Source organism: Eubacterium sp. 3_1_31, from assembly GCF_964249515.1.
Taxonomy (GTDB): domain Bacteria; phylum Bacillota_I; class Bacilli_A; order Erysipelotrichales; family Erysipelotrichaceae; genus Longicatena; species Longicatena caecimuris.
In genome coordinates this window covers 1-10,273 of the sequence record NZ_CAXUBY010000066.1, presented here as the reverse complement: position 1 = coordinate 10,273, position 10,273 = coordinate 1, and the positions used below count along the sequence as shown (strand labels likewise).

Annotated in this window: 13 protein-coding genes and 1 other annotated feature; all 13 genes read left to right on the top strand. The window is 39.2% G+C overall.

The window, feature by feature from the left end; genetic code table 11:
- The first annotated feature begins 404 nt into the window (after positions 1-404).
- The 13 genes from ACESSZ_RS15655 (at position 405) to ACESSZ_RS15595 (ending at position 10,114) form a co-directional block, all read left to right on the top strand.
- Complete coding sequence (locus ACESSZ_RS15655; RefSeq protein WP_008689621.1) at positions 405-548, top strand: hypothetical protein; 144 nt, start codon at positions 405-407, stop codon at positions 546-548.
- Positions 549-628: 80 nt separating this feature from the next.
- Positions 629-1,051: a DUF3795 domain-containing protein gene (locus tag ACESSZ_RS15650; protein WP_008978790.1), complete on the top strand. Its 423-nt coding sequence runs from the start codon at positions 629-631 to the stop codon at positions 1,049-1,051.
- A gap of 393 nt (positions 1,052-1,444) precedes the next feature.
- Positions 1,445-1,691 (top strand) — a binding site (T-box leader).
- 84 nt (positions 1,692-1,775) lie between these two features.
- Entirely contained in the window at positions 1,776-2,906 is a 1,131-nt protein-coding gene (gene hisZ / locus ACESSZ_RS15645; protein ID WP_008689617.1) for an ATP phosphoribosyltransferase regulatory subunit, read from the top strand.
- Positions 2,903-3,550 (top strand): ATP phosphoribosyltransferase, encoded by a 648-nt coding sequence (gene hisG / locus ACESSZ_RS15640; protein ID WP_008689615.1) that lies wholly within the window; start codon positions 2,903-2,905, stop codon positions 3,548-3,550. The genes hisZ and hisG overlap by 4 nt, the downstream gene beginning before the upstream one ends.
- The gene (gene hisD / locus ACESSZ_RS15635) at positions 3,534-4,817 is read left to right on the top strand and encodes a histidinol dehydrogenase (protein ID WP_331866646.1); all 1,284 of its coding nucleotides are present in this window, start codon (positions 3,534-3,536) and stop codon (positions 4,815-4,817) included. The genes hisG and hisD overlap by 17 nt, the downstream gene beginning before the upstream one ends.
- Positions 4,814-5,857 (top strand): histidinol-phosphate transaminase, encoded by a 1,044-nt coding sequence (gene hisC, locus ACESSZ_RS15630; RefSeq protein ID WP_331866645.1) that lies wholly within the window; start codon positions 4,814-4,816, stop codon positions 5,855-5,857. Before hisD ends, hisC begins: the two co-directional genes overlap by 4 nt.
- Positions 5,844-6,425 carry an imidazoleglycerol-phosphate dehydratase HisB gene (gene hisB, locus ACESSZ_RS15625; RefSeq protein WP_331866644.1) on the top strand — a complete coding sequence of 194 codons (582 nt, stop codon included), beginning with the start codon at positions 5,844-5,846 and terminating at the stop codon, positions 6,423-6,425. Before hisC ends, hisB begins: the two co-directional genes overlap by 14 nt.
- The gene (gene hisH / locus ACESSZ_RS15620; RefSeq protein WP_008689611.1) at positions 6,422-7,036 is read left to right on the top strand and encodes an imidazole glycerol phosphate synthase subunit HisH; all 615 of its coding nucleotides are present in this window, start codon (positions 6,422-6,424) and stop codon (positions 7,034-7,036) included. Before hisB ends, hisH begins: the two co-directional genes overlap by 4 nt.
- On the top strand, positions 7,033-7,752 hold the full coding sequence (gene hisA / locus ACESSZ_RS15615) for a 1-(5-phosphoribosyl)-5-[(5-phosphoribosylamino)methylideneamino]imidazole-4-carboxamide isomerase (protein WP_331866643.1): 720 nt from the start codon (positions 7,033-7,035) through the stop codon (positions 7,750-7,752). Before hisH ends, hisA begins: the two co-directional genes overlap by 4 nt.
- Before the next feature lie 2 nt (positions 7,753-7,754).
- Positions 7,755-8,516, top strand: a complete 762-nt coding sequence (hisF, locus tag ACESSZ_RS15610) for an imidazole glycerol phosphate synthase subunit HisF (RefSeq protein ID WP_331866642.1) — start codon at positions 7,755-7,757, stop codon at positions 8,514-8,516.
- A complete protein-coding gene (gene hisI / locus ACESSZ_RS15605; protein ID WP_196029572.1) occupies positions 8,513-8,839 on the top strand; it encodes a phosphoribosyl-AMP cyclohydrolase in 327 nt (108 codons plus the stop codon). Before hisF ends, hisI begins: the two co-directional genes overlap by 4 nt.
- The gene (gene hisE / locus ACESSZ_RS15600) at positions 8,836-9,159 is read left to right on the top strand and encodes a phosphoribosyl-ATP diphosphatase (protein WP_008689607.1); all 324 of its coding nucleotides are present in this window, start codon (positions 8,836-8,838) and stop codon (positions 9,157-9,159) included. The genes hisI and hisE overlap by 4 nt, the downstream gene beginning before the upstream one ends.
- Before the next feature lie 331 nt (positions 9,160-9,490).
- Complete coding sequence (locus ACESSZ_RS15595; protein ID WP_132224366.1) at positions 9,491-10,114, top strand: DUF308 domain-containing protein; 624 nt, start codon at positions 9,491-9,493, stop codon at positions 10,112-10,114.
- Positions 10,115-10,273: the final 159 nt, after the last annotated feature.

Genomic DNA, 10,273 nt, shown 5'->3' with positions numbered 1-10,273 from the left:
AACAAAGGAAGTATAAAAAAACAGAAGTAAATCCAAGATGTTAAATTTGGAAATACCCCTGTTTGTCGACAGTCTGACAGTGCCAACGGCGCTGTTTTCTTTTTTATGGAAACATCGATATGTCTAGTATAACCAGATGTATTCATCAGTACTTTAGAGAGCTAGAAAAATTATTCAACGTTTCGAGCTTTAAAGCTTAGAGCCTAAAAGATTCTACATGTCTTATATTCTTTTCATATGGTTATAAAATTATGGAAAAGCTTTTTTATTCTAAGAACTTACAATTTTTGTAAAATTATCAGAAATTATGGTGAATAGGATGTAGAATCTGCTATTTATAGCAGATTATCTATGGACAACTGCTAAGGAAATCTATACTATATAAAACGAAGGAGTGGTGTGGTATGGAAGAAAAACAGCTAATGGAGGTAGATGAAAAAGAAGTTGCGATCATCCAGTTTTTTCGCAGTCTTTCAAATGAACAAAAGGAAACCTTCTGTGACTTTTTAATTACGCTGAAACAGTTTTTAAATGATGAAAAAAGCTGAGTAAATGGCTTACTTTATCTATCGCCTATGCTATAATAAAGATAACAAATGCATAACGATATAAGACAGAGGTAACACGAATGAATGAAAAGGATGTAAGGAATAATCTGGGGTATTGCGGAAAGGCATGTGCGCTTTGTGCAGATGCTTGGTTTTGCAAAGGCTGTAAATCCAATGATCCAACACTGGCAAGGCATATGCAGAAGACAGGTTGTTATCAACAGCATTGTTGTAAAGAAAAAGGCATTGCTGGCTGTTGGGATTGTGATGATGCTCCTTGTGATAAGGATGTGTTCGCACTGGATGAACCTGCTGTTTATCGTGCAGCGATTCGCTGTGCAAAGTATGGGGGCCCTATGGAATTGGCTGGTAAGATTTTTTTGAATCAGATACATGGGATATGTTATCCATTGGCATATTTTGGCTGTGAGGATGAACAAGAAGCACGAAGGCTGCTAGATACATATGAAGAAGAAGTAACAGAGAAAGTAAACAATAACTAGTCTCATTTGTGATAGCATCATAGAAACGATCATCAGAGAAAAGGCGGTAAAACCTAAGAGAACCATTTCGTCATAAGGAGGAATGGTTTTTTTTAGGTTCTATGTTTATGATAGGGTTTATGGTTTTTATAACAATAAAGCATTTACTGTTTTAATACAGAAATCGTATGGTATATTCATTTTGCTATAGCATGGGTACCATTGGAATTTCTATATTATCGAAGGATATTCATAATATAAGTTCCATTCGTAGAAACATCATTTTATGGTTTAAAGGGGAGGTAAAGGAAGTAAACGTAATACAGTATGTAAATTAATTTCATAGATTAAATGAAAATATTTCAAAATAATGATTGACATTTACATTCCTTGGAAGTAAGATAGATATAGAATATGAATGCGTCGAAAAGAAATAGTAGGTTTAGGGAACATGACAGAGAGTCTTTCATTGGTGGAAGAAAGATATGCATAACTATTCACGAACACATCTTGGAGCAGTTTCAGGGAACTTCAGTAGCTGAAATCGGAAATGACCCTGCACCCGTTATCGTGCTAGAGTATGTTGGTACTCGAAGAGGTTGGTGCTGTGAGGCATCAATGAACTAAGGTGGAAACACGTAAGGTAACTTTCGTCCTTTGGATGAAAGCTTTTTTTGTATAAAGCGATGCATGCTATCCCCATCTAGATGCATACGGATAGAAAGATAGCAAGGGAGGAACAAACATGAAAAAATTTGCCATACCAGAAGGGACAAGAGATTTGATTTTAGGTGAATGCAGTGTAAAAAAAGCATTGCAGAAGGAAATCGAGGCTGTATTTGATAGTTACGGCTATAAAGAAATCATTACTCCATCTATTGAATTTTACCAAACATATCAGGTTGGATTTGATAACGTAAAAGATGAGTCGATGTATAAATTCTTTGATCATAATGGTCGTATTTTAACACTTCGCATGGATATGACCGTACCGATCGTTCGTGTTGCCACAACGCGTTTTAAGGATCAAAAGCCGCCGTTTCGTTTTCAGTATTGCGCGAACGTTTATAAAGTAAAGGAGTCTTTTGCCGGTAAGCGCAATGAAGTAACCGATTGTGGTATTGAATTGTTGGGACAGAGTGCCGAAGAAAGTGATCTGGAAATTCTTGTTTGTGCATGTGAAGTCATGGAGAAACTGAAACAAGATGCATATACCTTAGAATTAGGCAATATCAATTTTTTCCATAGCGCATGCAGCGATTTACATTTAGATGAAGAAGATATAAAAACACTGGCTGATTTGATTGATCGTAAAAGCATGAGTGAATTGAGTTCTTTTTTAGAATCTTTAGCGCTGAGTGAGGAAGTACAGACTTTCTTTCTACAGCTGCCATGGTTGTGTGGGGATGTAGAGGTGTTAAAAGAAGCATTGCCTTATTGTTTTCATCCCAAGCTTAGAGCCATCATTGCCGGTTTGAAGGAGTTATATGATCAATTAAAAGAATTAGGTTATGAAAAACATATTACCTTTGATTTAGGTAAAGTACCGCATTTGAATTATTACAGCGGTTTATTATTTGAAGGCTTTGTGGAAGGCATTGGAACCAGTGTTTTAAGTGGAGGACGTTATGACACCTTGGCAGAAAAATTCGGCAGTCCGATGCCGGCAATTGGCTTTTCCGTAAAATTAGATTATGTATTACCGGTCTTGGAAAAAGTAGCGACGAAGCAGCCAAGTGTTAGGTTATGTTATCCAATGAAGGCAAAAGTAAAAGCTTTGCAAAAGGCGAAAGAACTGCGCAAGGACCATATCGTGGAATTGTTGCAGGATGAGGCGTATGAGGATGTCTGTGTGATTAAGGAGGATGTACGATGAGCATTGCGATTGCATTAACCAAAGGAAGATTAGAGAAAGAAACCATCAAACTGTTGGAAAAAAGCGGTTATGGGATAGAAAGTGTGAAAAATAAAGGCAGACAGCTGGTTTTTCAGGATTCGCAAAAAGATGTGCAGTATTTCCTTGTGAAAGCAAATGATTGTATCACGTATGTTCAGCATGGCGTTGCAGATATTGGCGTAGTTGGGAAAGATACGCTGTTAGAAGGCGATAAGGATTATTATGAAATGCTGGATCTGGGAATCGGAAAATGTAAGTTTATCGTTGCCGGATTACAAGGAAAAAGTCCTTTTGATAAAGTTGGACATGTCAAGATCGGCACCAAATATCCTAATATCGCAAAGAAATATTTCTTAGCGAAAGGCATGGATGTGGAACTGATTAAGATTGATGGCAGTGTGGAATTGGCACCGCTTTTAGGACTTTGCGATGGTATTGTCGATATTATGGAAACCGGTACGACGTTAAAAGAAAATGGACTTGTGGTATTTGATACGGTATGTGAAATCAGTGCCAGAGTGATTGTGAATAAAGCGAGCTTTAAATTAAAGCGAAAAGAGATTTCACAAGTATTAGAGGATTTAAAAGAAAGCTTGGGTGAGAATGATGTTACGACAAATTGATCCAAACGATCACGAAAAATTACGAGAATACTTAGATAGCCGCAGTGAGGATATCAGCACGGAAGTAATCTTAAAGGTTACGGAAATATTACATGCGGTGAAAAAGGAAAAAGATGCAGCCATCAAGCGTTATACCAAACAGTTTGATGGCATTGATTTAGAAGATTACAGAGTAAGGGAAGAAGAAATCAATGAAGCGGCTGCCCAAGCAGATCCAAAATTTGTGGAAAGCATGAGGCAGGCAAAAGTGAATATTGAATATTTCCACAATGCACAGAAGCAGCATGGCTATCTGCTTGAAAAAGCTAAGGGCATTTATTTGGGACAGCGTGTCTTGCCTCTGGATAGTGTGGGCATCTATGTTCCCGGAGGCCGGGCGCAATATCCTTCTAGCGTTTTAATGAACGCCATTCCCGCACGTATTGCCGGAGTAAAGCGAATTGTCATGATTACACCACCATCCAAGATGGGAACTTTACATCCTAATATTGCCGCAGCCGCAAAATTAGCAGGAGTAACAGAAATCTATAAGGTTGGCGGTGCTCAGGGCATTGCCGCATTAGCTTATGGAACAGAAACCATCGCAAAAGTGGATAAAATTGTTGGCCCCGGTAATATCTTTGTGGCAGCAGCTAAAAAACTAGTTTATGGCAAAGTGGATATTGATATGATTGCCGGTCCTAGTGAAATCTTAGTCATCGCGGATGCGGATGCTAATCCAGCTTATGTAGCAGCTGATTTGTTATCTCAGGCAGAGCATGATCCGATGGCCAGTGCAATCTTAGTGACAACATCTTCAAAACTATTGGAGAATGTGAATAAAGAGTTAGTCAAGCAAACTGCTGTCTTGCCGAAACGCGAAATTGTTGAGCAATCCTTAAAAAATTATGGTACAGCGATTTGTTGTGCAAGCTTATCTGCATGTGTGGAAATTGCCAATGCCATCGCCCCGGAACATTTAGAGCTAATGGTAAAGCAGCCCATGCAACTGCTTCATGAAGTGCGTCATGCCGGCAGTGTGTTCTTAGGCTATTACACTTGTGAAAGTGTTGGAGATTATTACGGTGGTACCAATCATGTCTTGCCTACCAGTGGTACCGCTCGCTTCTCAAGTGCCTTAGGGGTAGATAGTTTTATTAAGAAGAGCAGTTATTTACAATATAGTGAAGAAGCTATTCAGGCATATGGCGATAATATTATTTGTATGGCACAACAGGAAGATCTGGATGCGCATGCCAATGCCGTGAAGGTGAGGTTGAAGAAATGAAACAGGTAGAAACCTATGCACCTCCTAAAGAGAATGGCAAGATCATGTTGAATGCAAATGAATTGTATTGTGATCTTGATGAAGCATTGCGTAAGGAAGTGTTACATGAACTCAACAAGCTTTCCTTTCATCGCTATCCGGATGAAACAAGCAAAGAGCTGATTGAAGCGTATGCCAAAGTTATGGAACTGGATGCTGCTTGCATATTGGCTGGTAATGGCAGTGATGAAATGCTTGGGTTTCTGATTCAGTATTTCCTGGGGAAAGATAAGAAACTATATACCTTACAACCGGATTTCTCTATGTATGATTATTATGCCGGCATGCAAGAAACGCAGGTAGTCAAGTTTGTGACTGATGCGGATGGTCGTTTTGATGTCGATGCTTTCATTGAACAAGGACGTGAACAGCGCGTGGATATGATCTTATTTTCAAATCCTAACAATCCCAGCGGACATGCCCTGTCCAATCAAGAACTGTTAAAGATTGTCGATGCTTTTCCTTGTATACCGGTTGTCATTGATGAAGCATATGCGGAATTTGCACGTGACAGCATGCTTAAGGAAACAAGCAATTATACCAATCTGTATGTAACTCGTACATTATCCAAGGCCTATGGCTTAGCTGGTGTGCGCTTAGGTTTTTTGATTGGTAATAAAGCGATGATGCAAACCTTGCGGCCACATATTGTGCCTTATAATATATCAAGCGTTGATCAGAAGATAGGGGCGGTTGTATTGCGCCATGCTTCACGATATCAACCATTGATACAATCGATTTGTGAAGAACGTGATAAGCTCTATCAAGCATTAGCAAATCTGCAAACTATCACCTTTTATCCTTCACAGGCCAATTATTTATATGGCCGCAGTCAGCGCAAACAGGCAATGTTAAAACGTTTGCAAGAACATGGCATCGTAATACGAAATTATGCGAATGATGATAGTTTTCGTATCACTATTGGCAGTAAAGAAGAAAATGCATGCATAAAAGATTTGCTAGTAGCATTTGATAAGGAGGATACCTATGAGATTGGCTGAAGAAGTACGGACAACAAAAGAAACAAACATTCAATGTAAGGTCAACTTGGATGGCAGTGGGCAGGCTGCTGTTGCTACCGGTATTGGCTTCTTTGATCATATGTTGACATTGCTTGCGTTTCACTCTGGTTTTGATATTACTATGCAAGCAAAAGGAGATTTAGAAGTATGTGATCACCATACTGTTGAAGATTGCGGTATCATCTTAGGCAGCTGTGTAAAGCAGGCGCTAAAGGATAAACGAGGAATAGCACGCTATGGCTCTATGAATCTTCCCATGGATGAAACCTTGGCGAATGTTAGCTTGGATATCAGCGGCCGCAGTTATCTGGTATACCATTGTGAATTAAAACGCGATACGATTGGCACTTTCTCATGTGAAATGGTTGAAGAATTCTTACGTGCTTTTGCGTTTCAGGCAGGAATTACCTTACATGTGAATGTTTTCTATGGAACCAATGATCATCATAAGGTAGAAGCGATCTTTAAAGCCTTAGGACGCGCATTAGAGCAAGCTACACAGGTCATAGGGGATGCTTTTCCTAGTACAAAGGGGATGTTAGAATGATTGCCATCATTGATTATGGCATGGGCAATTTGCATAGTGTAGAAAACGCTTTGCATCATTTGAACGCTGCCTGCATCATTACCAATCAAGCAGCCCAAATACAACAAGCAGATAAATTGGTTTTACCGGGTGTGGGAGCTTTTCCCGATTGTATGAAACATTTAGAAGAATTAGGCTTATTGCCTGTACTACAAGAAGAAGTGCTGCAGAAAAAGAAACCATTATTGGGAATCTGCCTTGGTATGCAGGCGTTGTTTGAAGATAGTTATGAAGGTACGTACACGAAAGGTTTAGGCTTTTTACAAGGCAGTATCGTAAAAATGCAAGATTCGAATGTAAAGATTCCACATATCGGCTGGAATCTGTTAGAACCAATGCAAAAGGCTTCCGTTTTCGATAAGCTGAGTCAAGCTCCTTTTGTTTATTACGTGCATTCCTATTATGCACAGAACTATCGCCCTGAAGATATCTTAGGATATTCCAGCTATGGCAGCTTAAAGATACCGGGACTTGTACGTAAAGATAATATCTTAGGAGCACAGTTTCACCCGGAAAAAAGCGGAGAAGATGGATTGAACATATTACGTTGGTTCAAGGAGGAATTTGCATGATCATTTTACCAGCAATTGATATCATTGAACAAAAGCCTGTGCGCTTGTATCAAGGGGATTATAACAGGCAGGAACAGGTCGGAAACAATATTTTAGATCTCGCAAAGACCTTTGAAAAAGAAGGTGCCCAATACTTGCATATGGTGGATTTAGATGGTGCTAAGAAGGGAGAAAAGTGTAATCAGCAACTGATTTGTGAGGTCGCTGCTTCCTTGCATATCCCGGTAGAAGTCGGCGGTGGTATTCGCAGCATGGAGGATGTGGCATATTATTTGGAGCATGGTGTAGAGCGCGTTATTTTAGGTACTGCTGCTATTGAAGATCGCACTTTCCTAAAACAAGCCATTAAGCGCTATCAAACACATATCGCGGTTGGTATTGACTGTCGTGATGGTTATGTATGTGGCAGAGGATGGTTAAGTGAATCAAAGCTTTACTACCTAACATTTGCAAAAGAAATGCAAGCGTTAGGAGTAAAAACGATTATTGTAACCGATATTGCCAAGGATGGAACCATGATGGGACCTAATCTAGAAATGTTAAAGAAGTTAAAGGAAAGTGTTTCCATTAACGTCATTGCCTCTGGAGGAATCAAAGATATCACCCATATTCAGGCCTTAAAAGAATTGGGTATATATGGTGCCATCACCGGAAAGGCGATGTATGCCAAAACCTTATCACTACCAGAGGCATTAACCCTTTGTAAGGAGGAATAGCTATGCATACAAAACGTATCATCCCCTGTTTGGATGTCAAGGATGGCCGTGTGGTAAAGGGCATTAATTTTGTTGGATTAAAGGAAGTCGGTGATCCTGTAGAATTAGCAAAATCCTATTATGAACAAGGTGCGGATGAATTAGTATTTCTTGATATCACTGCGACCCATGAACAGCGTGATACTATGGTGCAAGTGGTAGAAAAAGTCGCCAGTGCTATTTTTATTCCCTTCACGGTTGGCGGCGGTATTCGCAGTGTTGAGGATATTCGCAAGATGTTATTAGCAGGTGCTGATAAAGTTTCTTTGAATTCAGCAGCCGTGAAGAATCCCAAGCTGATTCAGGAGGGAGCTGCCATTTTCGGCAATCAGTGTATCGTCTTAGCGGTTGATGGAAAGAAACGCCAAGATGGTAGTGGCTGGAATGTATATGTCAATGGCGGTCGAGTAGATACCGGCTTGGATCTTTTAACATGGGTCAAGCAGGCAGTAGAATTGGGAGCAGGGGAAATTTTATTAACCAGTATGGATGCCGATGGTACAAAGCAGGGCTTTGATATAGCGCTGTGTAAGGCGGTTCGGGATATCGTTGATGTTCCGGTGATTGCATCCGGTGGTTGTGGCAGCTTACAGCATTTTGCCGAAGTTTTTGATGAAGATGCCGCAGATGCCGCATTGGCTGCCAGCATGTTTCATTATGGTGAAGTGAGTGTGCCTCAGGTCAAGCATTATCTAAAAGAGAAAGGAATTGCGGTGCGTTTATGATAGAGATTGATTTTATGAAAGGCAATGGCTTAGTACCGGTCATCGTACAGGATGTTACGACTAAAGAAGTGTTGATGCTGGCCTATATGAATGAAGAAAGTTTGCAAAAAACAATAACAAGCGGTTTTGCTACGTATTGGAGTCGCTCCCGTCAGGAACTATGGCTAAAAGGTGAAACTAGCGGACATTACCAACATGTGAAAGATATTCGTGTGGATTGTGACAATGATACATTACTGTTACTTGTAGAACAGACAGGGGCAGCTTGTCATACCGGTCATTACAGCTGTTTTTATCGGAATGTAGAAGGAGAAGAGCTATGAAAGAGTTAGATGTCTTATATGAAACCATAAAAGAGCGTAAAGCGCATGGAGAAGAAGGGTCTTATACCAGCTATTTATTTAACAAGGGAACTGAAAAAATTCTGAAAAAGGTTGGTGAGGAGTGCAGTGAGGTAATCATTGCGACGCTTGCGCAACAAAAAGAAGATAAGATCAATGAACTTAGTGATTTATTGTATCATCTGTTAGTATTGATGGTCGATCAGGATATCACCTTAGAAGAAGTGAATGAAGAATTGGCAAAAAGAAGCCAAAAGACACATAATTTAAAGGCAGAACGTAAACCAATCGAGAAACTGTAAGCGCAGTTTCTTTTTTGTCTCTGCAACATAGAGGCATTAATTTTTTCTTAATCGCATAGTGAATTGAATAGTGACTGAATAAAAATATCATAAACATGAGAATGTGATATAATAATGCCAAGGATAGAAAGAGGCGCATTTCTATGAAAAAGGTAACAAAATCTTTGGGACCATCATCGTGTATACGATGAAAAGTCTGGCATTGCCTTCAAACTTTGTGATATTTGCTCTTTTCTTCGTCTTTATCCCGGTGTTATTCTTTCTATGCGATTATCTTTCCTTGTGGAAAACCAAAAAGCAGCCAAACTAAATAGAAAATGGAGGAAGTTCTATGAATTTTAAAATTGAAAATTGGAAATTATTAGTGTTATCAATCTTTTATCTGATATTTTCTGTCTTATCCTACAGTATTTCAAAGGAACAGTATTTAAATTTCTTTATGATTGCCGGTATCATTGTCGCCCTTGTCGGGTTGTTTCAAATACTGGTGTATTTCTTTAAGAAAGATTATTTAAAGCCAAATGAATTCAGTTTTTCATTCGGCGTCTTGTATTTGTTGGCCGGTGTGATAGTCGCATGTAAGCCAAGTGTGATCGTAGATAATTATCCTATCGTATTAAGTGGTTTGGTTGTCTTAGACAGTACGTTGCGTTTACAATATTCCATGAATTTATTCCGCCTGCAAGATGCACAATGGAAGGTGAACTTAGGATTTGCTATTGCACCTTTGCTCATCGGTATGGTTTTGATCTTAGTGAACATGGAGGATAAACTCTTACATAATTGTTTCAGCTTTTTATTGATTCTGGATGCGATTGCAAACTTTTATACAATCTTATACTATAAACGCATCGTACGCCGGTATGGAAGAAATGGTGAACAAATTTTGGATATTGCCAGTGATGAGGCTAAACAACAGGAACAGATAGATGGCAATGATGTCATCGTCAAATAAACAAGTGCTATTCTTTTTTAGGATAGCATTTTCTTTTCCTGCTTTTTATTAGTTTATCACGTTAATTCGTATTATTTCTTATAAATTATATATGTCTTTTTAACTATCTTTTTATATCTTCTCAAATGTCCGCAAAGCCTTATTTTATCGGCTCTACGG

What these genes read in the sequence shown, in the direction of transcription:
- ACESSZ_RS15595 (WP_132224366.1), top strand. Translation starts at nt 9,491, where the DNA reads ATGAATTTTAAAATTGAAAATTGGAAATTATTAGTGTTATCAATCTTT.
- hisZ (WP_008689617.1), top strand. Translation starts at nt 1,776, where the DNA reads ATGAAAAAATTTGCCATACCAGAAGGGACAAGAGATTTGATTTTAGGT.
- hisH (WP_008689611.1), top strand. Translation starts at nt 6,422, where the DNA reads ATGATTGCCATCATTGATTATGGCATGGGCAATTTGCATAGTGTAGAA.
- hisC (WP_331866645.1), top strand. Translation starts at nt 4,814, where the DNA reads ATGAAACAGGTAGAAACCTATGCACCTCCTAAAGAGAATGGCAAGATC.
- hisE (WP_008689607.1), top strand. Translation starts at nt 8,836, where the DNA reads ATGAAAGAGTTAGATGTCTTATATGAAACCATAAAAGAGCGTAAAGCG.
- ACESSZ_RS15650 (WP_008978790.1), top strand. Translation starts at nt 629, where the DNA reads ATGAATGAAAAGGATGTAAGGAATAATCTGGGGTATTGCGGAAAGGCA.
- hisG (WP_008689615.1), top strand. Translation starts at nt 2,903, where the DNA reads ATGAGCATTGCGATTGCATTAACCAAAGGAAGATTAGAGAAAGAAACC.
- ACESSZ_RS15655 (WP_008689621.1), top strand. Translation starts at nt 405, where the DNA reads ATGGAAGAAAAACAGCTAATGGAGGTAGATGAAAAAGAAGTTGCGATC.
- hisI (WP_196029572.1), top strand. Translation starts at nt 8,513, where the DNA reads ATGATAGAGATTGATTTTATGAAAGGCAATGGCTTAGTACCGGTCATC.
- hisD (WP_331866646.1), top strand. Translation starts at nt 3,534, where the DNA reads ATGTTACGACAAATTGATCCAAACGATCACGAAAAATTACGAGAATAC.
- hisA (WP_331866643.1), top strand. Translation starts at nt 7,033, where the DNA reads ATGATCATTTTACCAGCAATTGATATCATTGAACAAAAGCCTGTGCGC.
- hisF (WP_331866642.1), top strand. Translation starts at nt 7,755, where the DNA reads ATGCATACAAAACGTATCATCCCCTGTTTGGATGTCAAGGATGGCCGT.
- hisB (WP_331866644.1), top strand. Translation starts at nt 5,844, where the DNA reads ATGAGATTGGCTGAAGAAGTACGGACAACAAAAGAAACAAACATTCAA.